Origin of the sequence: Streptomyces sp. D2-8 (assembly GCF_023184515.1) — a bacterium.
In the GTDB taxonomy this organism is placed as follows: Bacteria; Actinomycetota; Actinomycetes; order Streptomycetales; family Streptomycetaceae; genus Streptomyces.
Map to the genome: position 1 here is coordinate 136001 of NZ_JAAHBP010000025.1, position 22175 is coordinate 158175.

20 protein-coding genes are annotated in these 22175 nt (G+C 72.2%); 11 read left to right on the forward strand and 9 right to left on the reverse strand.

Features of this window, described 5'->3' with window-relative positions:
- Positions 1-45 precede the first annotated feature (45 nt).
- The 3 genes from G3I77_RS34475 (at position 46) to G3I77_RS34485 (ending at position 2735) form a co-directional block, all read left to right on the forward strand.
- Positions 46-1635 carry an MDR family MFS transporter gene (locus tag G3I77_RS34475; protein WP_248510199.1) on the forward strand — a complete coding sequence of 530 codons (1590 nt, stop codon included), beginning with the start codon at positions 46-48 and terminating at the stop codon, positions 1633-1635.
- Positions 1636-1788: 153 nt separating this feature from the next.
- On the forward strand, positions 1789-2223 hold the full coding sequence (locus G3I77_RS34480; RefSeq protein ID WP_248510200.1) for a helix-turn-helix transcriptional regulator: 435 nt from the start codon (positions 1789-1791) through the stop codon (positions 2221-2223).
- A gap of 65 nt (positions 2224-2288) precedes the next feature.
- Positions 2289-2735 carry a VOC family protein gene (locus G3I77_RS34485; protein ID WP_248510201.1) on the forward strand — a complete coding sequence of 149 codons (447 nt, stop codon included), beginning with the start codon at positions 2289-2291 and terminating at the stop codon, positions 2733-2735.
- Here the strand turns inward: G3I77_RS34485 and cseC are convergent.
- From cseC to G3I77_RS34510, 5 genes are all read right to left on the reverse strand, one after another.
- On the reverse strand, positions 2683-4107 hold the full coding sequence (gene cseC, locus G3I77_RS34490; protein ID WP_248510202.1) for a two-component system sensor histidine kinase CseC: 1425 nt from the start codon (positions 4105-4107) through the stop codon (positions 2683-2685). The two genes, G3I77_RS34485 and cseC, sit on opposite strands and share 53 nt — an antisense overlap.
- Positions 4108-4121: 14 nt before the next feature.
- The gene (gene cseB, locus G3I77_RS34495) at positions 4122-4823 is read right to left on the reverse strand and encodes a two-component system response regulator CseB (protein ID WP_248510204.1); all 702 of its coding nucleotides are present in this window, start codon (positions 4821-4823) and stop codon (positions 4122-4124) included.
- A gap of 164 nt (positions 4824-4987) precedes the next feature.
- Positions 4988-5641 carry a hypothetical protein gene (locus G3I77_RS34500; RefSeq protein WP_248510206.1) on the reverse strand — a complete coding sequence of 218 codons (654 nt, stop codon included), beginning with the start codon at positions 5639-5641 and terminating at the stop codon, positions 4988-4990.
- Positions 5629-6168 carry a SigE family RNA polymerase sigma factor gene (locus tag G3I77_RS34505; protein ID WP_030251439.1) on the reverse strand — a complete coding sequence of 180 codons (540 nt, stop codon included), beginning with the start codon at positions 6166-6168 and terminating at the stop codon, positions 5629-5631. Before G3I77_RS34505 ends, G3I77_RS34500 begins: the two co-directional genes overlap by 13 nt.
- A gap of 284 nt (positions 6169-6452) precedes the next feature.
- Positions 6453-7394, reverse strand: a complete 942-nt coding sequence (locus tag G3I77_RS34510; RefSeq protein ID WP_248510208.1) for an A/G-specific adenine glycosylase — start codon at positions 7392-7394, stop codon at positions 6453-6455.
- A 518-nt stretch (positions 7395-7912) separates the two neighbouring features.
- Between G3I77_RS34510 and G3I77_RS34515 the strand changes: the two genes are divergently transcribed.
- Entirely contained in the window at positions 7913-8770 is an 858-nt protein-coding gene (locus G3I77_RS34515) for a hypothetical protein (protein ID WP_248510210.1), read from the forward strand.
- A 111-nt stretch (positions 8771-8881) separates the two neighbouring features.
- Here G3I77_RS34515 and disA read toward each other — a convergent pair whose 3' ends face one another.
- Together disA and radA are read right to left on the reverse strand one after the other, a co-directional pair.
- Positions 8882-10006, reverse strand: coding sequence for a DNA integrity scanning diadenylate cyclase DisA (gene disA / locus G3I77_RS34520; protein WP_248510212.1), 1125 nt, complete (start codon positions 10004-10006; stop codon positions 8882-8884).
- A gap of 80 nt (positions 10007-10086) precedes the next feature.
- Positions 10087-11496, reverse strand: a complete 1410-nt coding sequence (gene radA / locus G3I77_RS34525; RefSeq protein WP_248510217.1) for a DNA repair protein RadA — start codon at positions 11494-11496, stop codon at positions 10087-10089.
- A gap of 197 nt (positions 11497-11693) precedes the next feature.
- Here radA and G3I77_RS34530 point away from each other — a divergent pair, with 197 nt between their 5' ends.
- Positions 11694-13418, forward strand: a complete 1725-nt coding sequence (locus G3I77_RS34530) for a hypothetical protein (protein ID WP_248510219.1) — start codon at positions 11694-11696, stop codon at positions 13416-13418.
- A gap of 7 nt (positions 13419-13425) precedes the next feature.
- On the opposite strand, the gene G3I77_RS34535 is transcribed toward G3I77_RS34530, so the two are convergent.
- Entirely contained in the window at positions 13426-14226 is an 801-nt protein-coding gene (locus G3I77_RS34535) for a hypothetical protein (RefSeq protein ID WP_248510220.1), read from the reverse strand.
- A 71-nt stretch (positions 14227-14297) separates the two neighbouring features.
- Between G3I77_RS34535 and G3I77_RS34540 the strand changes: the two genes are divergently transcribed.
- The 4 genes from G3I77_RS34540 (at position 14298) to ilvD (ending at position 18772) form a co-directional block, all read left to right on the forward strand.
- Entirely contained in the window at positions 14298-15230 is a 933-nt protein-coding gene (locus G3I77_RS34540; RefSeq protein ID WP_248510221.1) for a Ppx/GppA phosphatase family protein, read from the forward strand.
- Between the two features lie 95 nt (positions 15231-15325).
- Positions 15326-16150 (forward strand): sugar phosphate isomerase/epimerase, encoded by an 825-nt coding sequence (locus G3I77_RS34545; RefSeq protein WP_248510222.1) that lies wholly within the window; start codon positions 15326-15328, stop codon positions 16148-16150.
- A complete protein-coding gene (locus G3I77_RS34550) occupies positions 16147-16779 on the forward strand; it encodes a TetR/AcrR family transcriptional regulator (RefSeq protein ID WP_248510223.1) in 633 nt (210 codons plus the stop codon). The genes G3I77_RS34545 and G3I77_RS34550 overlap by 4 nt, the downstream gene beginning before the upstream one ends.
- Before the next feature lie 139 nt (positions 16780-16918).
- The gene (gene ilvD / locus G3I77_RS34555; RefSeq protein ID WP_248510224.1) at positions 16919-18772 is read left to right on the forward strand and encodes a dihydroxy-acid dehydratase; all 1854 of its coding nucleotides are present in this window, start codon (positions 16919-16921) and stop codon (positions 18770-18772) included.
- Positions 18773-18830: 58 nt separating this feature from the next.
- Here the strand turns inward: ilvD and G3I77_RS34560 are convergent, their stop codons facing one another.
- On the reverse strand, positions 18831-20957 hold the full coding sequence (locus tag G3I77_RS34560) for a PQQ-binding-like beta-propeller repeat protein (RefSeq protein ID WP_248510225.1): 2127 nt from the start codon (positions 20955-20957) through the stop codon (positions 18831-18833).
- A gap of 180 nt (positions 20958-21137) precedes the next feature.
- Between G3I77_RS34560 and G3I77_RS34565 the strand changes: the two genes are divergently transcribed.
- The gene (locus G3I77_RS34565; RefSeq protein WP_248510227.1) at positions 21138-21458 is read left to right on the forward strand and encodes an SH3 domain-containing protein; all 321 of its coding nucleotides are present in this window, start codon (positions 21138-21140) and stop codon (positions 21456-21458) included.
- Positions 21459-21637: 179 nt separating this feature from the next.
- Positions 21638-22150 carry an EamA/RhaT family transporter gene (locus G3I77_RS34570; protein ID WP_248510229.1) on the forward strand — a complete coding sequence of 171 codons (513 nt, stop codon included), beginning with the start codon at positions 21638-21640 and terminating at the stop codon, positions 22148-22150.
- Positions 22151-22175: the final 25 nt, after the last annotated feature.

The window sequence follows — 22175 nt, forward strand, 5'->3', positions numbered from 1 at the left end:
AGCCGGTCGGCAAGTAAGTAGCGGTAGCTGGGGGAGTGGGAAGCGATGACGGACACGACGGACTCGCCGGTGGCCGACGCCGGGGGGAAACAGCCCAAGAGCGTGCGGGTCGTGCTGCTCGCGCTGATGATCGCGATGATGCTCGCGATGCTCGACAACATGATCATCGGTACGGCGATGCCGACGATCGTCGGTGAGCTGGGCGGGCTCGAACACCTCTCCTGGGTCGTCACCGCCTACACGCTCGCGACCGCGGCCTCCACCCCGCTGTGGGGCAAGCTCGGCGACATGTACGGCCGCAAAGGCACGTTCCTGTCGTCCATCGTCCTCTTCCTGATCGGCTCCGCGCTCAGCGGCATGGCCCAGAACATGGGCGAGCTGATCGGCTTCCGTGCCGTGCAGGGCCTCGGTGCCGGCGGTCTGATGGTCGGCGTCATGGCGATCATCGGTGACCTGATCCCGCCCCGGGAGCGAGGCAAGTACCAGGGCATGATGGCCGGTGTCATGGCGCTGGCGATGATCGGCGGTCCGCTGGTCGGCGGCACGATCACCGACAACTGGGGCTGGCGCTGGGCGTTCTACATCAACCTCCCCCTCGGTGCGGTCGCGCTGGTCGCCGTCAGTGCCGTGCTGCACCTGCCGAAGAAGCGGGCGCAGGCGCGGATCGACTACCTGGGCGCCGCGCTGCTGACCGTCGGCATCACCGCGATCGTGCTCGTCACCACCTGGGGCGGCACGGAGTACGCCTGGTCCTCCGCGCGGATCATGGAGCTGATCGGCATCGGGGTAGCCGCGCTGGTCGGGTTCGTGTTCTGGCAGACCAGGGCCGCCGAGCCGGTGGTGCCGCTGCACATCTTCCGCAGCCTGAACTTCACGCTGATGTCGGTCATCGGCTTCATCACCGGCTTCGTGATGTTCGGCGCCACGCTCTTCCTGCCGCTGTACCAGCAGTCCGTGCAGGGTGCTTCCGCGACGAACTCCGGGCTGCTGCTCCTGCCGATGCTGGGTGCGATGCTCGTGACCTCGATGGTCGCCGGGCGGGTGACCACGCACTCCGGCAGGTACAAGGTCTTCCCGATCGTCGGCAGCGCGCTGATGATCGTCGGGCTGTACCTGCTGTCCACGATGGACACCGGGACGTCCCGTCTGACGTCCGGGATCTTCATGGCCGTGGTCGGGCTCGGCATGGGCTGTCTGATGCAGATCACCATGCTGGTCGCGCAGAACAGTGTGGAGATGAAGGACATGGGCGTCGCGTCCTCGTCCACCACGCTCTTCCGCACCCTGGGCTCCTCGTTCGGCGTCGCGATCATGGGTGCGCTGTTCAACAACCGCGTCCAGGACGTCATGACCGAGCGGGCCGGGGCGCTGGGCTCCAAGGTGACCGAGCAGTCGGCGCAGCTCGACGCGAAGAGCCTGGAGAAGTTGCCGGTGCTGGCCCGGGAGGCGTACCAGCACGCGGTGTCCGCCGGCACGCACTCGGCGTTCCTGCTCGGGGCCGTGGTGGCGGTGGTCGCACTCGCGGCGGCCGTGTTCGTGAAGGAGGTGCCGCTGAAGGGAGCGGGACCGAAGGCCTCGGACGACGACGAGACGTCCGGCCCGACGGCGCAGACGCCGGTGGTGGAGGCGGTCTGACCAGGTGGTGACGATGGCCCCGGGCGCGGTTGCCGCCCGGGGCCATCGCGTTGTCCTGGCCTCCGCCCTGCCCGCTCAGCCGTCCGCCCGGCCCCGGCCTGCTCGGCTGCGAGGGCGGGGGCATTGTCAGACCCCCGTGTCACCATCGGTCGCATGGACAAGGCGCGGCAGGTCCGGCTGGCCAAGGACGCGATGGATCGGGACTGGGCCGATCCGGGGCTCGACCTGGACACCGTGGCCGCGCACGCCGGGTACTCGCGCTATCACTTCATCCGCGCCTTCAAGGAGGCGTACGGCGAGACCCCCGGCCAGTACCTCACCCACCGCCGCATAGAACGCGCCGAGGACCTGCTGCGCACGGCGAACCTGTCGGTGACGGAGATCTGCCACGTGGTCGGCTTCAGCAGCGTCGGCACGTTCTCGGCCCGGTTCAAGGCGTGGACCGGCCTGACGCCGAGCGAGTACCGGACGAAGCATGTGGGCCGCGGAGCCGCCCTCATACCCGGCTGCTACGCCATGCTCTGGGCCGGCGGCTTCCGCTCCGCGCCCGGCGCCCGCAAGCAGCGCAATTCCGGAGAAGCGGGCTGACACCCCCGCTGCCTACCGTGGCAGGGCAGGCACAACCGGCCGCAGAGTCAGAGCAGGAGCACGCCATGATCAAGGGTCTCGCCATCTCGACCGTCTGGGTCCTCGACCAGGACCGGGCCAAGGAGTTCTACACGCAGAAGCTGGGCCTGGAGGTCCGTACGGACATGACCATGGGCGAGGGCGGCATGCGCTGGCTCACGGTCGGCTCGCCGAACCAGCCCGACGTCGAGCTGACGCTGATGGTGCCCGGCGGGCCCGCGATGGACCCCGAGTCCGCCGAGATGCTCCGCAAGCTGGTGACGAAGGGCGCGCTCGGCGCGGGCGTCCTGACCACCGACGACATCCACGGCGACTACAAGAAGCTCAAGGACCGGGGCGTGGAGTTCCTCCAGGAGCCGCAGGAGCGCCCGTACGGCACGGAGGCGCTGTTCCGCGACGACTCCGGCAACTGGTTCTCCTTCACCCAGCCCCGCGAGGGCGGCCTCGACATGGACCAGGACTGGTCCTGCTGACCCGCGGCCCCCGGCCCTGCGTCCCCGACCCCGGCAGCATCGGGTAGCTCCCCGTGTTCGTCGGCGCGTGCTCCGGCAGCCACAGCACGGCGACCGCGCCCTCGGCCGGCAGATGCTCAGGTGTCCCGGGGGTGCGGACGTTGCGGAAGGTCAGCCGGGCACCCAGCACCCGGGCCTGCCCGGCCGCGATGGTCAGGCCGAGTCCGTGGCCGTGCCCGGCCCGGTCCTTGCTGCCGGTGCGGAAGCGGCTCGGCCCCTCGGCCAGCAGGTCCTCGGGGAAGCCCGGGCCGTGGTCGCGCACCCGGATGACCCGGCCCTCGACGCTGACCTCGATGGGCGGCTTGCCGTGCCGGGCCGCGTTGGCCAGGAGGTTGAACAGCACGCGCTCCAGGCGCCGCGGGTCGGTGGTGACCTCCGACTCGTGCACGATGCGCACCTCGATGGCCGGATCCTTCGCCGCGACCCGCCGGGCGACGAACTCGCCCAGCATGATGTCCTGCAGCTCCGCCCGCTCGGAGGCCCCGTCCAGCCGGGCCACCTCCAGCACGTCCTCGACCAGCGTGCGCATGGCCTTCGCCCGGTCCAGCACCAGCTCGGTCGGGCGCCCGGGCGGCAGCAGTTCCGCGGCGGTGAGCAGTCCGGTCACCGGCGTGCGCAGCTCGTGCGCGATGTCGGCGGTGACCCGCCGCTCGGCCTCGATCCGCTGCCGCAACGTGTCGGCCATGGCGTCCACCGCGCTCGCCAGGTCGTCCGTCTCGTCCCGCACGACCCCGCCCATGGCGTCCCGCACGCGCACGTCCGTCTCGCCGCCCGCGAGCTGGCCCGCCGCGATGGCCGCCTTGCGCAGTCGCCGCGAGAGATGCCCGCCGATGAGCACCCCGAGCGCGCTGCCGCCGAGGACGACCGCGATGGACCCGATGAGCAGGGCCTGGTCGAGGTCCTGCAGGATGTCCGAGCTGCGGTCGGTGAAGCCCGAGTGCAGCGACATCACCTGCCCGTTCTTCAGCGGCACGGCGGCCCATATGTCGGGCACGTCACCCGGCCGGTCCGCCACGTACGTCGCCCGCTGGCCCGCTTCGACCCGGTCCCGCAGCTCATCCGGCAGATTCGGGTCGTTGATCTTGGTGTTGGGGAAGTTCAACCGCCCGGACAGCTCGAAGTTGCGCTGGGCGATCATGATCCGCTCGTCGGCGAGGTCGCGCGCGTTGTCCAGCATCGAGACCCGGGCGGCGTTGTGCACGACGAGGCTCAGCGCGATCGCCACCAGCGCGCCCACCAGCGCGATGGCCGCGCTCAGCTTCCATCTGAGGCCCGTGCGGATGCCTGCACGCTCCAAGCCCGCGGCGACCAGGCGCCGGAAGTGCCCCCTCATACCCCTGCCCCTGCTCAGGCCTTCAACTTGTAGCCGAAGCCACGGACCGTCTCGATCCGGTCCTGGCCGATCTTCTGCCGCAGCCGCTGCACATGCACGTCGACGACGCGGGTGTCCCCGCCCCAGCCGTAGTCCCACACCCGCTCCAGCAGCTTGTCGCGGGAGAGCACCGTGCCCGGCGCGGAGGAGAACTCCAGCAGCAGCCGCATCTCGGTCGGCGTCAGCGCCACCGGCTGCCCGGCGCGGCGGACCTCCATGCCCTCGGTGTCGACCTCCAGGTCCCCGAAGGCCAGCATCCCGCCGCTCGCCGGGGCGGCCGGCTCCTCGCCCCGGCCGCCGCCCGCGTGCCCGAAGCGGCGCAGCACCGCGCGGATCCGGGCGACCAGGACGGCACCGTCGAACGGCTTGGTCACATAGTCGTCGGCGCCCGCCTCCAGGCCCAGCACGACGTCGATGGAGTCGGCCCGCGCCGACAGCATGATCACCGGCACGGTCGACTCGTCGCGGATCCGGCGGCACAGGCTGACACCGTCGAGGCCGGGAACCATGACGTCCAGCAGCGCGATGTCGGGGCGGTCCGCCCGGAACGCCTCCAGGCCCGACAGCCCGTCGGGCATGGCGGTGACCACGAAGCCGTCCCGTTCCAGGGCGAGCTGCGTGGCCTCGCGGATGACGTCGTCGTCCTCGACGAACAGGACGTGGGTCTGGTCTGCCATCCCGGTGCTCTCAGTCCTCTGTGGTCCGTGGGGGTGCGTTCTACTGCTGGGACGCACGGTCCCGGCGATGCGTTCACCGAGGGATCGGTCCGAGCGGCCCGATCGGTTCACGCGGGCCGATCGGCTCAGGCGGGCCGATCGGTTCGCGCGGCCCCCCGCCCGCGTCAGCTCGCGGGCGCCGGCGTCGCGCTGTCGACGGCGACCTTCCCGTAGTCGTTGTGCGTGCGGTACTTCTCAGCGAAGTGGCCGGAGGTCCATCTGTACGTGATCACGTTCTCCCCGGAGGGACTCGACACCGGGTCGCCCCGGTCGTACACCTGCTTGGTCACCACCAGGTCACCGCGGTCGATCTCCGCGTAGACCGGCGGCTCCTCGGCCTTGAACACATTCTCGTACGAGCCGTCCCGCTCGCGATACACGTAGCTGCCGACGCCCACCGCGTCACCGCAGGTCAGCACGTTGACGACGACGTCGTCCGCCGAGCCTGCGGTCAGCTTGCCGTAGGAGACGTCGACCGGGTACTCGTCGGCCGCGCACGGCTTCAGATCGCGCTTCACCTCGGGTGCGACCTTCGGGTCGTCCTTGACGAGCTTGACCGCGTCGACGGTGTCGGGCGACTTCGACGGCGCGGCGGACGGGGTGGCGGCGGCGCCCGCCACCGAGTCGGCGTGCGCCGGGCCCTCGTCACGGGCGCCGGTCCCGCCGGCACCGCACCCGGACACCAAAAGGGCGAGGGCGGTGGGCACGGCCAGTGCCGCGCTCACCGCCTGGATACTGCCCCGGGTCCGCGCAGAACCCTCGCCGGTCAGGCCGCGCACCGCTCCCGCTCCTCACGCTCCAGCGCGCGTGCGTCCAGATCGCGGGACTCCAGCTCCTCGCGGAGCCGGGCGAGCGCCCGGTGCAGCGTGCTCTTGACCGTTCCGGCCGACATGCCGAGGGCGGCGGCCGTCTCCTCCGTGGACATCTGCTCCCAGTGTCGCAGCACCACGACACTGCGCTGCTTCGGGGCGAGGACCTTCAGGATGTCCATCAGCAGGGCGCGGTCCGCGTGCTGCTCGGTGGCGTCGTCGACCGAGGCGTCCGGGAGCTGCTCGGTCGGGACCTCCTCCAGCTTCCGCGCCCGCCACCACTCCGTGCGGGTGTTGATCATCACCCGGCGCAGGTAGGCGTCCGCCAGCCGCTTGTCCTCGATGGTCTCCCAGCGGCCGTACGTCCGTACCAGCGCCGTCTGCAGCAGGTCCTGCGCATCCGTCGGGTCCGGGACCAGGCGGCGGGCACTGCGCAGCAGCGCGTCCTGCCGGGTGCGGACGTACTCCTCGAACTCGAGCACCTCGCCCTGCGCCATGGTGAACCGCCTCCCGTTTCCCCGTTCGGGCCGGCTCCCCGCCGCCCGTGTACTGCCTGTGGTCTTCAGTCGCCCCGTGTCTTCCGGGAACGCATCTGAAGGTACGGAGGCCTTGTCACGGCGCTGTCCGAAGCAGCCTGCGGCTAGCGCTCGGCTGTCCGTCGGTTGTGTAACGGAAGCCCGAACGGGGCAGAGAGGTGGGGGCGTTGAGGCGGTTTCGGGGCGATTTGTCCACCCCGAGTGCTGTGACGGAAGGCGGCTCGCGGCTGTGATCTGCCTGTACGTCAGGTCAGCGGCAGCCGGTACGCACCGCCCGCCAGCGGCTCCACGAGGCCGTCGGCGACGAGACCGTCCAGGGCACGGGCCCGCTGCACCGGCTCGTGCCACACCCTGTCCAGGGCGGCCTGCGGAACGGGCCCGTGGGCTTCCCGCAGCACGGCGAGCAGCCGCCCGCGCACCTGCCGGTCGGTGCCCGCGTACGTCTGGCCGCGGCGCGGCGGCCCGTCGTGCTCCGGCTTGCCCGCCAGCCGCCACGCGCACTGCGCGGCGATCGGGCAGCGGTGGCACGACTCGCTCTTCGCCGTGCACACCAGCGCGCCCAGCTCCATGGAGGCGGCGGCCCAGCGGGCGGCGGTCGGCTCGTCCTCGGGCAGCAGCGCGCGGGCCAGCTTGCGTTCGGCGGCGGTGGTGGCGTTCGGCGGGTACCGCACTCCGGTGACCGCGCGGGCGAACACCCGGCGCACATTGGTGTCCAGCACCGGGTGCCGCTGCCCGTAGGCGAACGAGGCGACGGCGGCGGCCGTGTACTCGCCGATGCCGGGCAGCGCCAGCAGCTGGGCGTGGTCGGCCGGTACGTCACCGCCGTGCCGTTCCGTTATGGCGACGGCGGCGCCGTGCAGCCGCAGCGCGCGGCGCGGGTAGCCGAGCCGGCCCCAGGCGCGGACGGCCTCGCCGGGCGCCTCCTTGGCCAGATCGGCGGGGCGCGGCCAGCGCTCCAGCCACTGCTCGTAGACGGGCAGGACGCGGCTCACCGGCGTCTGCTGGAGCATGAACTCACTGACCATCACCCCCCACGCCCCGGCCTCGGGGCGCCGCCACGGCAGGTCACGGGCGTTTTCGCCGAACCAGTCGATGACGGGGGAGTGCAGGTTCTCTCCGAGGGGCGGGCCGGAGGGGGTGTCGGCGGCGGCGGGGGTGGGGTGCGGGGGCTTCGCGGGAGCAGTCATGGCCTATCGATGGTGCCACGCGAGGGCGCCCGTGCGGGCGCATTGCCACCCCGAGAACGCTCTCGAAGAGGCGCTCGCGCAGCGCGTGGCGTGGTGGAGGCGGCGGGTCCGCCTTGCGGTACTCGGCCACGACCCGGTCCGTGATCCGCTCGGATCCGGCTCGCTCAGCCGGTCGATCCGGAGCACCTCGTCGTCACCGAGCGAGGGGGAGAGGGCACCCGGGACCAGGTGCGGGGAGGGAAGGGAAGGGGAGGAGCGGGAAATGGGTGAGGTGAGGATGTATCCGGTCATCAATTAGGAAATTATGATCCGTGCAGAGGTGACTTATGCGTGTGTGATCGATTTTGTCCCGTCTTGGCCGTCCATACGTCAACTGTTGTTTCTGTTCCGCGAATTGAGGCTCGGCCCGTCAAGGGGCAGAGGTGCGGGACGGGTTGCGAAATGATGATCCGGAAAAGTTGTCCGCTGAACGGCGGGTGGGACCGGCGAACGCGCCGATCTCTCGTAAGGTTTGCGCCGTGGGATCTCTGCGCAATCCGGTCGGGCCGCTTCCCTCCTCCATCTACTGGCGTCGGAGGGTCGTACTGGTGTCTGTGGTCGCCCTGTTGGCGCTGCTGACCACCTGGATCGTGACCATGGGCGGCGGAGGCGGCAAGGACGGCGACAACGGCGCCAACGGCAAGAATCCCGCACCCTCCATCACGCCCGGCCCGTCGAGTTCGGGCCCGGCCATGAGCCAAGCGCCCGGCGGACGCGACGAGTCGGGCGACGAGGGCTCCGGCGGCTCGGGAGGCGGCTCCGGGAACGGCTCGGGAGACGGCTCCGGGGACGGTTCCGGCTCGGGCTCCGGCGACGGCTCCGGGGCCGGCGGCTCGGGCGGTTCCGAGGGGGCGGGCGGCGCCGGCGGCTCGGGGAACGGTACGACCGCGGGCGGCGTCGGCGCGGGCGACACCCTGCCGGCCGGTTCCACCCTGCCCAACTGCACCGCGAGCGCGGTCAAGTTCAGCCTGCGCAGCCGGCACAACACCTACGATCCCGAGCAGACGCCCACGTTCCTGCTGACCGCGCGGAACGTCTCCGGCAGCGACTGCAAGATCGATCTCGGGCCGAAGAACGCGGTGTTCACGATCGCCCCGGCGAGCAGCGACGACGACTACTGGTCCTCCAAGGACTGCCCCAAGGCCGCCGCGCGTCAGCTGTACCGGGTCGCCGCCGGCAGCGGCATCACCTACACCGTGAAGTGGGACCGCAAGCCGAGCGCCCCCGAGTGCGCCACGCCTCCGGCGGGCTCGGCCGGTGCGGACACGTACCTGGTGGAAGCCAAGGCTCCGGGCTTCGCGAAGGTGCAGACGTCGTTCGTGCTCTCGGCCGACTAGCGCACGGGCGGCAGAGACGGAGGCGGCAACAGAGACGGCGGCGGAAACGCCCGAGGGCGGTACCCCTTGCCGGGTACCGCCCTCAGCCGTGCCGGCCGGGTGTCTCGCGCGTCAGACGTACCGCTCCAGGATCGACGACTCCGCGAGCCGCGACAGCCCCTCGCGGACGCTGCGCGCCCGGGCCTCGCCCACGCCGTCCACCGCTTGGAGGTCGTCGACGCTCGCGGCGAGCAGCTTCTGCAGCCCGCCGAAGTGCTCGACCAGACGGTCGATGATCGCGCCGGGAAGCCGGGGCACCTTCGCCAGGAGGCGGAAGCCGCGCGGGGACACCGCCGAGTCCAGCGTCTCGGGCGCGCCGGTGTAGCCCAGCGCCCGGGCCACCGTGGACAGTTCCAGCAGCTCGGCGTGGGTGAGGGCGTCGAGTTCGGCGAGGGCCTCGTCGACCGTGCGGGAGCGTTTGGCCGTGGGTTCGGGGACGTAGTCCCGCACGACCAGCTCGCGCTCGGGCTCCACGCCCGCGATCAGCTCGTCGAGCTGGAGGGCCAGCAACCGGCCGTCGGTGCCGAGCTCCACCACGTACTCGGCGATCTCCGTGGCGATGCGGCGCACCATCTCCAGGCGCTGGGCGACCGCCGAGACGTCCCGGACGGTCACCAGGTCCTCGATCTCCAGCGCCGACAGTGTGCCCGCGACCTCGTCGAGGCGGAGCTTGTAGCGCTCCAGGGTGGCGAGCGCCTGGTTGGCGCGGGACAGGATCGCCGCCGAGTCCTCCAGGACGCGGCGCTGGCCGTCGACGTACAGGGCGATGAGCCGCATCGACTGGGAGACCGAGACCACCGGGAAACCGACCTGCTTGCTGACGCGGTCCGCGGTGCGGTGCCGGGTGCCGGTCTCCTCCGTCGGGATCGTCGGGTCCGGGACCAGCTGCACGCCCGCGCGCAGGATCTTCGACAGGTCCGAGGACAGCACGATGCCGCCGTCCAGCTTGCACAGCTCGCGCAGGCGCGTCGCGGTGAACTCGACGTCCAGCACGAAACCGCCGCTGCACAGCGCCTCGACCGTCTTGTCGGAGCCGAGCACGATGAGCCCGCCTGTGTTGCCGCGGAGCACGCGCTCCAGGCCGTCACGCAGGGCGGTGCCGGGTGCCACGGCGCTCAGGGAGGCGCGCATCAGGCCATCGGTACCGGCACTCCCGCCGGACTTTCCGGGAGCTGATGCCCGGTCGTTGGCTGCCACTGCACTCCTCCGGTCGCAGGTTCTGGGCGCCCCCGTGTCGCGCGCTCGGTTCGCACGGACGGGCGAGACCAGGGCAAAGTCTACCGGCGACCCTCCTCGTCCCGTGGGGCCTCTCTGCGACGGGAGCGGGGAAGGACCCGCAGGGCGTCCCCTATGTCCGCGACTTCCAGGACCTTCATGCCCGAGGGGATCTTGCCGGGGTCGCTCGGTACGAGCGCGTGCGTGAAGCCCAGACGGTGGGCTTCGGCCAGCCTGCGCTGCACGCCGGTGACCCGCCGCACCTCGCCGGCGAGGCCCACTTCGCCGATCGCGACGAGGTTCTTCGGGAGAGGTGTGTCACTCGCCGCGCTCGCCAGGGCGAGGGCGACGGCCAGGTCCGCGGCCGGCTCGGAGAGCTTCACCCCGCCGACCGTCGCGGAGTAGATGTCCCTTTTGCCCAAGGCGCTGATCCGCCCGCGCTGTTCCAGCACCGCGAGCATCATCGAGACGCGGGAGGTCTCCAGGCCCGAGGTGGTGCGGCGCGGGGAGGGGATCTGCGAGTCGACCGTGAGCGCCTGGACCTCGGCGACCAGCGGGCGGCGGCCCTCCAGGGTGACGGTCAGGCAGGTGCCCGGGACCGGTTCGGCCCGGCGGGTCAGGAAGAGTCCGCTCGGGTCGGCGAGGCCCGTGATGCCCTCGTCGTGCAGCTCGAAGCAGCCGACCTCGTCGGTGGTGCCGTAGCGGTTCTTGACGCCTCGCACGAGCCGCAGGCGGGCGTGCCGGTCGCCCTCGAAGCTCAGGACGACGTCCACGAGGTGCTCCAGCAGGCGCGGGCCCGCGATGGCGCCGTCCTTGGTGACATGGCCCACCAGCAGGGTGGCCATGCCGCGCTCCTTGGAGGCCCGGATGAGGGCTCCCGCGACCTCCCGCACCTGGGCCATGCCGCCGGGCGCGCCGTCGATCTCGGGGGAGGCCACCGTCTGCACCGAGTCCATGATCAGCAGCGACGGCTTCACCGCGTCCAAGTGGCCCAGCACCGCGGCCAGATCCGTCTCGGCCGCCAGATACAGGTGGTCGTCGATGGCGCCGATGCGGTCGGCGCGCAGGCGGACCTGGCTCGCCGACTCCTCGCCCGTGACGTACAGCGTGCGGTGCTCGTCGCTCGCGGACTTGGCCGCCACGTCGAGCAGGAGCGTCGACTTGCCGACGCCCGGTTCGCCCGCGACCAGCACCACCGCGCCGGGGACCAGTCCGCCGCCGAGCACGCGGTCCAGCTCGGGAACGCCGGTGGGGCGGGCGGTGGCCTGACGGCCGTCCACCTGGCCGATGGGCAGGGCGGAGGCGGTGACCCGGCCCGGTGCCGTCGTCCGCACCGCGGGTGCGCCGTACTCCTCGACCGTCCCCCAGGCCTGGCACTCGGGGCAGCGGCCGAGCCACTTCGCCGTCTGCCAGCCGCACTCCGTGCAGCGGTAGGACGGGCGGTCCTTGGTGGTCTTCGTACGGGCAGCCATGGACGAAACCGTAGCCGCAGGCACTGACATCGCGGGGACGGGCCGACGGCGGCCACCTGTGCGCCAAGGCCCCGCCACCCCGCGCCAGCGGCGGAGCCACCGGTTCATGTCCCCGATTGAGGGATCGTTTCACCCGTACGGATTAAATGTGCTCAAGCCGCCTGAAGGTGCCACTCCCGGCCCCCTACGGTCGCCGAATGATGAGCAGTACTCCGGAGATCTCGACCCGCTCGACCCGTACGGCCGGCGCACATCGGGCGCACCGGGAAGCGCGTGACCGCGGGGCGGCGCGCACGCTGGCGCAGCGGCCCCCCGCGCGCTACGAGCCGTACCTGGACGGCCTGTTCACCTACTGCCTGTCCGTGCTGTGCGACCACGAGGCCGCGACCGCCGCCCTGGGCGACGTCCTCGCACTCGCCGAACGCCGCGGCCGGCACGTCCCCGAGGCACCCGCGGACCGCAGGGCCTGGCTGTACGCGCTGGCCCGCTGGGCGTGCCTGCGCAAGCTCGCCGAGGCCAAGCAGAAACGTCTGAGCAGCCATGCCGCGGGCCGCGGCGACCGGCAGCGCGCGGACCGTCCGGCCGCCCCGGCCCCCTCCGAGGAGGTCCAGGAGCGGCGCCGTCGCGAACTGGCCCTCCTGGCCTGGCCGGAGGCCGCCGGCACCACCCCGGAGCAGCGGGAGGCGCTCGAACTGGCCGTGCGCCACCACCTGGCCGTCCAGGAGGTCGCAGCCGTCCTCGGCATGGACCCGGCCGCCGCCCGCGATCTGCTCGCCTCCGCCGCCTGCGAGGTGGAACGCACGCGTGCGGCCCTCGCCGTGGTCGAGACCGGGGCGTGTCCGAGCGTCGCGCACCTCGCCGGCGACGACCGGCTCGTGCTCGGCACGGCCCTGCGCCGCGAACTCGTCCGGCACGTCGACGACTGCCCGCGCTGCCGCCGCACCGCCGAGCGCGCCATCCCCGGCCGCTGGCCCGGCACCAGCGTCACGCCCGCCGAACTGCCCGTCCTGCCGGCGCCGCGCGCGGCCCTGCACGTCGCCATGGCCCACCACCCCCGCGCGCGCAACGCCGCACCCCGTTTCGACCGGCGCGGCTTCCCGATGGACCCCAAGGACCACGCCGCCCGAAGAGACCGCCTGCGCGCCCGTGCCGTCACCACGACCGTCGTCGCCACCGTCGTGGCCGCTCCCGTGCTCGCCCTGTGGGCCGCCTACCGGGGCACCCCGATCGGCGAGGGCCAGGACGGCCGCTCGGCCTCCGCGCGCGAGGCGGACGACCCGTTCGGCCTGGACGGCGAGATGGCGGGCGGCGGCTACGAGAACACCGGCAACGCGAGCACGCGCCCCGGACCCCGCTTCCGCAAAGACGGCAAGGCCGACGTCTCCGTGGAGGTCATCGGCGTCGCCGGTGCCGGCCGCAAGAGCGCCCTGGAGGTCACGGCCGACCACAGCGGCGACACCACCCTCGTCACCCTGACCGCCACCGGCCCGGCCCCCGTCCGCTGGTCCGCGTCGACGGGAGCCCACTGGCTCTACCTCAGCCAGTCCTCGGGAACGCTCCGGCCCGGCGAGTCGTTGACGATCAAGGTGTACGTCGACCACCTGCGAGAGCCCGCCGGCCCCTGGCACGCGCGGGTGGCCCTCGCCCCGGTGGGCGCCGTCGTCCACATCGAGGGCTACGGCACCGCGCCCAGCCCCGCCGGTCCCGGCCCCCGGCCCAGCGGCCCCGGCGAGCCGACCCCGACACAGCCCGACCCGACGCCCACGACCTCCGCCCCGGACCCGGACCCGACACCGACCACCCCGCCGCCGTCGACCGGCCCGGACCCCACACCCACGCCGACGGACCCGGCCCCGACCGACCCGACGGGCTCGACGCCACCGCCCTCGGACAGCGGTGACCCGAGCCCGGTCACGTCGTAGCGGCCCCTCAGGTCACCGGATCCGCCGGATGCGGTGCCAGCAGCGGCAACTGCGAGGCCAGCCGCTCCTCGCACAGCTCGGCCAGCCGGTCGTAGCCGGCCTTGCCCATCAGCTCGATCAGCTCCGGCCGGTAGGAGACGTACACGGGATCGCCCGCGCCGTGCGCCGAGGTCGCCGACGTGCACCACCAGTGCAGGTCGTGACCGCCCGGGCCCCAGCCCCGGCGGTCGTACTCACCGATCGACACCTGCAGGACGCGCGTGTCGTCGGGCCGGTCGATCCACTCGTACGTCCGCCGCACCGGAAGCTGCCAGCACACGTCCGGCTTGGTCTCCAGCGGCTCGCGGCCCTCCTTCAGGGCGAGGATGTGCAGCGAGCAGCCCGCGCCGCCCGCGAAGCCGGGCCGGTTCTGGAAGATGCACGAGCCCTGGTAGGGCCGCGTCTGCCGCTCGCCGTCCTCGTCCTCGGAGACCCAGCCGTCCCGCGTGCCCTCGGCGTGGTGCTGCCAGATGTCCGGAGTGAGCCTGGCCACATGCCCGGCGACGCGCTTCTCGTCGTCCTCGTCGGAGAAGTGGGCGCCCAGCGTGCAGCACCCGTCGTCCGCGCGGCCTGCCTGGATGCCCTGGCAGCCGCTGCCGAAGATGCAGTTCCAGCGAGAGGTCAGCCATGTCAGATCGCAGCGGAAGAGCTGCTCGTCGTCCGCCGGATCAGGAAACTCCACCCACGCGCGAGCGAAGTCGAGGCCCTTCTCGTCGGGTTCCACGACGTCCGGTGATTTGTCGCGCTTCGCCTTTTTCGTCTTTGGCACGTCTCCAGGGTACGGGCCTCATACCCCCACCGAGGACGGCGGACGGCCCGGCGGGCAGTAGCGTTCCGTGCATGAGACTCGGTGTCCTCGACGTGGGATCGAACACGGTGCATCTGCTCGTGGTGGACGCGCATCCCGGCGCGTGCCCGTTGCCCGCGCACTCGCACAAGGCGGAACTGCGCCTCGCCCAGCTCCTCGACGACGACGGCGCGATCGGCCCGCACGGCGTCGACCGGCTGGTCTCGGTGATCAAGGAGGCGCTCCAGGCCGCCGAGGACAAGGGTGTCGAGGAGGTCCTCCCGTTCGCGACCTCCGCCGTGCGCGAGGCCCGCAACGCCGACGACGTCCTGGCGCGCGTGCGCACCGAGACCGGGGTCGAGCTCCAGGTCCTCACCGGCGCCGAGGAGGCGCGGCTGACCTTCCTCGCCGCCCGCCGCTGGTTCGGCTGGTCGGCCGGGAAGCTGCTGGTCCTGGACATCGGCGGCGGTTCCCTGGAGATCGCCTACGGCATGGACGAGGAGCCCGACGCGGCCGCCTCGCTGCCGCTGGGCGCCGGCCGCCTCACCGCCGGCTGGCTGCCCGGCGATCCGCCCGACCAGGACGCCGTCCGCGCCCTGCGCCGCCATGTGCGAACCGAGATCGCCCGCACGGTCGGCGAGTTCAGCCGCCTCGGCACCCCCGACCACGTCGTCGCCACGTCGAAGACCTTCAAGCAGCTGGCCCGCATCGCCGGCGCGGCCCGCTCCGCCGAGGGCCTCTACGTCCAGCGCGAGCTCAAGCGGGAGTCGCTGGAGGGCTGGGTCCCGCGCCTGGCCGCCATGACGGAGCGGGAGCGCGCGGAACTGCCGGGCGTCTCGGAGGGCAGGGCCGGCCAGCTCCTGGCGGGCGCCCTGGTGGCCGAGGCCGCGCTGGACCTCTTCGGCGTGGAGCGCGTGGAGATATGCCCCTGGGCGCTGCGGGAGGGCGTGATCCTTCGTCGCCTGGATCACATGGAGTCCGTGTAGCGGAGTCCGGGGTGGGGCCCCTCCCCTATGGCAAACACCACAACGGCCAAGAGGCCCCCCACCCCACCCCGACCACACCCCGTAATCTGTCCTGCATGGCAGAGCCAGCCGTGAAGATCCCGGACGCGAAGGTCGCCCTGTCGACGGCCTCGGTCTACCCGGAGTCGACGGCCACGGCCTTCGAGATCGCCGCGCGCCTCGGCTACGACGGAGTCGAGGTCATGGTCTGGACCGACCCGGTCAGCCAGGACATCGAGGCCCTGCGCAGACTCAGCGATTACCACCGGATCCCGATCCTCGCCGTCCACGCCCCCTGCCTGCTCATCACGCAGCGGGTGTGGTCCACCGACCCGTGGACCAAGCTCCAGCGGGCCCGCGCCGCGGCGGAGAAGCTCGACGCGAGCACGGTCGTCGTCCACCCTCCGTTCCGCTGGCAGCGCCAGTACGCCCGGGACTTCGTCGCCGGCATCTGGCGCATGGCGAACGAGACGGACGTACGGTTCGCCGTCGAGAACATGTACCCCTGGCGCTACCGGGACCGCGAGATGCTCGCGTACGCCCCCGACTGGGACGTGACGAAGGACGACTACCGGCACTTCACGATCGACCTCAGCCACACCGCGACGGCCCGCTCGGACGCGCTGGACATGGTCGACCGCATGGGGGACCGCCTCGGCCACGTCCACCTCGCCGACGGCCGGGGCTCGGCCAAGGACGAGCACCTGGTGCCCGGCCGCGGCACGCAGCCCTGCGCCGAGGTGCTGGAGCGGCTCGCCCTGACCGGCTTCGACGGGCATGTCGTCATCGAGGTCAACACCCGCCGCGCCATGTCGAGCGCGGAGCGCGAGGCCGACCTGGCGGAGGCGCTGGCCTTCACGCGCCTGCACCTGGCCTCGGCCGCGAAGGTGCCGCGGCGATGACCGGCCGGCCCTCGGCCGGCAGCGGCTCCGGCACCGCCGCCCGGCGCCGTGGCCGCCCCCCGCGCACGGAGGCGGCGGACACCCGCGACCGCATCCTGACCGCCGCCCGCGACGAGTTCTCCGAGCGCGGCTACGAGAAGACGTCCGTCCGCGGCATCGCCAAGTCCGCCGGGGTCGACCCGGCCCTCGTGCACCACTACTTCGGCACGAAGGAGCAGGTCTTCGAGGCGGCGATCACCATGGCCTTCGGACCCGCCCTGCAAGCACCGACGGCCGTCGAGGAGGGCCCGCTCGACGGGGTGGGGGAGCGCCTGGCCCGCTTCTTCTTCGGCGTCTGGGAGAACCCGGCGACCCGTGCGCCCCTGCTCGCCATCGTCCGGTCCGCCGTCACCAACGAGACCGCGGCCGCCGTCTTCCGGCGGATCATCGCCACCCAGGTGCTGCACCGCATCGCCGTACGGCTGGAGCTGCCGGACGCCGAGCTGCGGGCCGAGCTCGCCGCCGCACAGCTCGTGGGTACCGCCGTCCTGCGGTACGTCATCAAGGTCGAGCCGCTGGCCTCGGCGGACCCGGAGCAGATCATCGCGCGGCTCGCACCCGTCGTACAGGGACATTTGACCGATCCGTAAGGCGTGCGGGTGCCGTCGTCCGAGACAGTCATCCCGCATTTCGGACACACCGTCCCGCCCACTGGATGACGGGCGTACGCTCGACAGAGTCAGAAATCTCCGAATCCTCTGACGCCGTCTGTCGAAGGAGCGAGCGACGATGCCCGAGCTGAGGTCCCGCACAGTCACCCACGGCCGCAACATGGCGGGCGCCCGCGCCCTGATGCGAGCCTCCGGTGTACCGGGTGCGGACATCGGCCGCAAGCCGATCATCGCGATCGCCAACAGCTTCACCGAGTTCGTGCCGGGGCACACGCACCTCGCGCCGGTCGGCCGGATCGTCAGCGAGGCGGTCGTCGAGGCCGGCGGCATCCCGCGCGAGTTCAACACGATCGCCGTCGACGACGGCATCGCCATGGGCCACGGCGGCATGCTGTACTCCCTGCCCTCCCGCGACCTGATCGCGGACAGCGTGGAGTACATGGTCGAGGCGCACTGCGCCGATGCCCTGATCTGCATCTCCAACTGCGACAAGATCACCCCGGGCATGCTGAACGCCGCCCTGCGGCTGAACATCCCCACGGTCTTCGTCTCCGGCGGCCCCATGGAGTCTGGCCGCGCCACCCTGGTCGACGGCACGGTCCGCACGCTCGACCTGGTCGACGCGATCTCCGACGCCGTGAACGACAAGATCTCGGACGAGGACATCCTCCGCATCGAGGAGAACGCCTGTCCGACCTGCGGTTCCTGTTCCGGCATGTTCACCGCCAACTCGATGAACTGCCTGACCGAGGCCATCGGCCTCTCCCTCCCGGGCAACGGCTCGGTCCTCGCCACGCACACGGCCCGCAAGCAGCTGTACGTCGACGCGGCGAACACGGTCATGGACATCACCCGCCGCTACTACGAGCAGGACGACGACACGGTCCTGCCGCGCAGCGTGGCGTCCTTCGCGGCCTTCGAGAACGCCATGGCCCTCGACATCGCCATGGGCGGCTCCACCAACACGATCCTGCACCTGCTGGCCGCCGCCCAGGAGGCGGGCGTCCCCTTCGGCCTCGACGAGATCAACGCGGTCTCGCGCCGCGTGCCCTGCCTCGCCAAGGTCGCCCCGAACGTCGCCAAGGACCGCACGTACTACATGGAGGACGTGCACCGCGCCGGCGGCATCCCCGCCCTGCTCGGCGAGCTGCACCGGGCCGGCCTGCTCAACGAGGACGTGCACTCCGTGCACAGCCCGTCCCTGGCCGACTGGCTGAAGACCTGGGACGTGCGCGGCGGCTCCCCGTCCGCCAAGGCCGTCGAGCTGTGGCACGCGGCCCCCGGCTGCGTCCGCTCCGCCGAGGCCTTCTCCCAGTCCGAGCGCTGGGAGGCCTTGGACGAGGACGCCGAGGGCGGCTGCATCCGCTCCGCCGAGCACGCCTACTCCAAGGACGGCGGCCTCGCGGTCCTCAAGGGCAACCTGGCCGTGGACGGCTGCGTCGTGAAGACGGCCGGCGTCGACGAGTCCATCTGGACCTTCGAGGGCCCGGCGGTCGTCTGCGAGTCGCAGGAGGAGGCCGTCCAGAAGATCCTCACCCAGCAGGTCAAGGACGGCGACGTGGTCGTCATCCGCTACGAGGGCCCCAAGGGCGGCCCCGGCATGCAGGAGATGCTCTACCCGACCTCGTACCTGAAGGGCCGCGGCCTCGGGAAGACCTGCGCGCTGGTCACGGACGGCCGCTTCTCCGGCGGCACCTCCGGCCTCTCCATCGGCCACGCCTCGCCCGAGGCGGCCGCGGGCGGCACCATCGCCCTGGTCGAGGACGGCGACCGGATCCGCATCGACATCCCGAACCGTTCCATCGAACTGCTGGTGGACGACGCCGAGCTGGCCCTCCGGGAGCAGGCGCTGAACGGCGTGTACGCCCCGAAGAACCGCGACCGCAAGGTCTCGGCGGCGCTGCGGGCCTATGCGGCGATGGCGACCAGCGCGGACAAGGGCGCCGTGCGGGACGTGTCGAAGCTGGGCTGATCCTTCGCCGAGGGCCGTCTCCCGCTGCCGGGGGGCGGCCCTCGCGCATGCCTGCCGGCTACCAGGCCGCCGGATCACGCCCGTTCACGGCGAAGACGGTCCCGTCCGGCGCGCTGCCGTAGACCCGGTCGCCCACGACCACGGGCTCGGGCAGCGCGGCCGGGATCCGGTCCGACCGGTCGCCCAGCCGGGGGGACGTCTGCCCGGCGAGCTTCCCGCGCCGCGCGTCGACGGCGAGCAGCCGCCCGTCGGACGTGGTCACGTACACATGCCGGTCATCGGCGACCGGCGTGGACCCCCGCAACGTTCCCGTCTCCAGATTCCAGAGCTGTTCACGGGCCTGGAGATCGACTGCCACCAACGATCCCCCGGTCCCCATGAGATAGGCCAGGTTCCCCCGCACGGCGCCATGGGCCTGCTGGAGAGGGACGGCGAGGGGCACCCGCCGGGTCTCACCCGTCCCCGGGGTGTAGCGGACGACGGCCCGTGCATCGCCGTACACCGGGTCCTCGGAGAGGAGGAACACCGATCCGTCCGTCGCGCCGAAGGGCTTCAGCGTCCCGTCGAGCCGGGCGTCCGACCGCACGTCGCCCGTCTGTGGATCCACCACGGTGAGCCGGGTGCTCTTCCCGTCACCCGACGCGCTGGTGGCGTACGCCAGCGGGTCACCGCTGAACGTGGCGAAGTACGGCACCTCATGGCCGGGGATCCGGTGGCTCCACCGCGGGTCACCGGAGGCGCCGTCCACGCCGGTGACCTTCCCGTCGGCACCCGTGACCAGGAGCATGCCGCCGGCGGACACCGCGCTGCCGGCCTCTGCGACGTCCCGCTGCCAGCGCGCTCTGCCCGAGGCCGGATCGAGTGCCTCCAGGAGACGCCCCTGGCCCGCCGAGGGCTGCACGAGTCCACCCGCCAGCACCGGCGGTTCCTTCCGGGGGCCTTTGCGGACGGGGTGCCGCCACAGCAGGTGCCCGTCGGACGGATCCAGGGCGAAGAGCAGTCCGGACGTCGCACAGAGCAGCCGTCCGGCCCCGTGGGAGCACAGGGGTGCGCTGCCCCCGGTCGCCGGTGTCGTCCGCCACCCGCTGAACGCGGCGGACGTGGTCCGCGGGGAGGCGGGCCGCGGTGAGCCGCCGGCACCGTCGAGCAACGGGAGCGAAGCCAGAGCACCGACGACGGCCAGGCCGAACGCCCCGGCTCCGAGGGCCGCCCGCCTGCCGAGCCACCGTCCCCCGCCACGGACGGCTTTCATCGCACGACCGGATTCCACCGCGCGGGCGGGTCTCCCGGCGGGCGGCCACGAAGGTTCGGCGTCCCCGGTCCGCTGAGCCGGCATGAACGTCTGCGTGTCGTACGAAGCCGCGACGGATCGCAGCTCCCGCATCAACTCGTCGGGCGTCGGCCGGTCCTCCGGCTCCTTCGCCAGACACCGCAGCACCAGCGGCGCGACCTCGTCCGGCACACCGGTCAGGTCGGGCTCGTCGTGCACCACCTGGTAGGCGACGATGTACGGGCTGTCGGAGTCGAACGGCCCCTGCCCGGTGGCCGCGTGCACCATCACCGACCCGAGCGCGAAGATGTCGGCGGCCGGTCCCACCTCGCGCGGGCGCCGGAACTGCTCGGGCGCCATGAAGGGCGGCGTGCCGATCAACCTCCCGGTCTCGGTGCGCAGTTCGCTGTCCAGCGGCCGGGAGATACCGAAGTCGATGACCTTCGGCCCGTCGTCGGCGAGCAGGACGTTGCTCGGTTTCAGATCCCGGTGGACGACGCCGGCCCGATGGATGTCACGCAGCGCCTCGGCCAAGCCCGCCATCAGGCGCCGCAACTGGGCCGAATCCATCGGGCCGTTCCGCTTGACCTGCTCGGACAAGGTCGGCCCCGGAATGAACAGCGTGGCCATCCACGGCCGTTCGCCGTCCGGGTCGGCGTCGACGACGGGGGCCGTGAAGGCGCCGCTCACCCTCCGCGCCGCCGCCACCTCCTGCCGGAAACGCCCCCTGAAGTCGGGGTCCTTGGCGAACTGGGCGTGCACGACCTTCACCGCGAGCTTCATCCCGGAGGTGCTCCGGGCCAGATGCACGACACCCATGCCGCCCGAGCCCAGACAGGACTCGAGACGGTAGTGACCGGCGTATTCGGGAAGTTCCGCTTCCGCGCCCGCTCCGGCGTTCCGCTGTGGCGCCATGGGACCACCCCCGTGCTGTTCCTCCGCGCGCGCGACGCACGGAGCCTAGTCGAAGACTCGTACGGGACGGAGGCGGCACTAGCCTCCCCCACACGAGTTGCGCACATGTGTTTCATGGTGTGATTCGGGGGAATCAACGGGACCCCATGGCAGTCATGGGGCTCAACGGGGGAGAATTTCATGTCTGTCGACCATGTCGAGGAACTCGAAGGCAGAGGCGAGGAAGAGGCCGTCACCATGGCGGCGTCGGCCCTGCGCTCGTACGCCGTCGCCCCGGGCGTCCGCCTGAACGTCCGCAGCGGCCCCGGCACCGGATACGCCATCGTCCGCGTCCTGCCCGAGGGAGCCAGGGTCACCATCTTCTGCCAGCGGCCCGGCACCACGGTGGCGGGCCCGTACGGCAGCTCGAACATCTGGGACAACATCGACGACGGCGAGTACGTCTCGGACGCCTATGTGAACACCGGCAGCGACGGCTACGTCCGCCCGCGCTGCTCCTGACCGCCCTCACCACCCGCAACGTCCGTAGCGGCCCCGGCACCGACTGCACCGTCGTCCGGGTCCTGCCCGAGAGGGCGAAGGTCCCGATCCACTGCCAGTCGCCGGCCGCTGCGGCCGGGGGCGTCCGACGGACCCGGCCCGCCCGGAGCCCGCGCCCCGGCAAGGGTCATAATCGACCCGTGAGTGCAGACGACAGCACCCCTGCCGCCCCCGCGGGCTCCAAGGCCGAGGCCCTCGGCCCCCGCCCCGAGCCCCTGCGCTTCTTCGGCACGACCTGGCTGAACCACGACAACGGCTACACCGGGCGCCGCATCGCCGTGGCCGTCGGATCCCTGGCCGCCGCCGTCGTCTCCTGCCTCGTGCTCCGCCTCGCCTACCAGGGCCTCCAGATCGCCGCGATCGGCGACTTCGTCACGGTCCTCATGGTCGCGATGTTCGCGATCTGCAGCGCCCTCGCCTTCCGCCACACCTGGGACGGCTACACCCGCCGCCCCGACCCCGACCGCCAGGCATCCCTGCGCGGCCTCCTGACCGTCGGGTTCGTCGGTTCCCTGCTCGCCTACTTCTTCCGCTCCCTTACCGAGGCCCCCGGCGAGAAGCTCCACCGCGAGGAGTACGAGGAGGCCCGCAAGCAGTACGAGAAGCGCACGACCCGCCGCTCGGGCAACCCGAAGAACCGCCGCCGCGCGTAGCCCTCCGGGGTATCACGCGCCCCGC

Excerpts from the sequence above, each read along its gene's own strand:
- G3I77_RS34475 (WP_248510199.1), top strand. The coding sequence starts at position 46 with ATGACGGACACGACGGACTCGCCGGTGGCCGACGCCGGGGGGAAACAG.
- G3I77_RS34480 (WP_248510200.1), top strand. The coding sequence starts at position 1,789 with ATGGACAAGGCGCGGCAGGTCCGGCTGGCCAAGGACGCGATGGATCGG.
- G3I77_RS34485 (WP_248510201.1), top strand. The coding sequence starts at position 2,289 with ATGATCAAGGGTCTCGCCATCTCGACCGTCTGGGTCCTCGACCAGGAC.
- cseC (WP_248510202.1), bottom strand. The coding sequence starts at position 4,107 with ATGAGGGGGCACTTCCGGCGCCTGGTCGCCGCGGGCTTGGAGCGTGCA.
- cseB (WP_248510204.1), bottom strand. The coding sequence starts at position 4,823 with ATGGCAGACCAGACCCACGTCCTGTTCGTCGAGGACGACGACGTCATC.
- G3I77_RS34505 (WP_030251439.1), bottom strand. The coding sequence starts at position 6,168 with ATGGCGCAGGGCGAGGTGCTCGAGTTCGAGGAGTACGTCCGCACCCGG.
- G3I77_RS34510 (WP_248510208.1), bottom strand. The coding sequence starts at position 7,394 with ATGACTGCTCCCGCGAAGCCCCCGCACCCCACCCCCGCCGCCGCCGAC.
- radA (WP_248510217.1), bottom strand. The coding sequence starts at position 11,496 with ATGGCTGCCCGTACGAAGACCACCAAGGACCGCCCGTCCTACCGCTGC.
- G3I77_RS34530 (WP_248510219.1), top strand. The coding sequence starts at position 11,694 with ATGATGAGCAGTACTCCGGAGATCTCGACCCGCTCGACCCGTACGGCC.
- G3I77_RS34540 (WP_248510221.1), top strand. The coding sequence starts at position 14,298 with ATGAGACTCGGTGTCCTCGACGTGGGATCGAACACGGTGCATCTGCTC.
- G3I77_RS34545 (WP_248510222.1), top strand. The coding sequence starts at position 15,326 with ATGGCAGAGCCAGCCGTGAAGATCCCGGACGCGAAGGTCGCCCTGTCG.
- G3I77_RS34550 (WP_248510223.1), top strand. The coding sequence starts at position 16,147 with ATGACCGGCCGGCCCTCGGCCGGCAGCGGCTCCGGCACCGCCGCCCGG.
- ilvD (WP_248510224.1), top strand. The coding sequence starts at position 16,919 with ATGCCCGAGCTGAGGTCCCGCACAGTCACCCACGGCCGCAACATGGCG.
- G3I77_RS34560 (WP_248510225.1), bottom strand. The coding sequence starts at position 20,957 with ATGGCGCCACAGCGGAACGCCGGAGCGGGCGCGGAAGCGGAACTTCCC.
- G3I77_RS34565 (WP_248510227.1), top strand. The coding sequence starts at position 21,138 with ATGTCTGTCGACCATGTCGAGGAACTCGAAGGCAGAGGCGAGGAAGAG.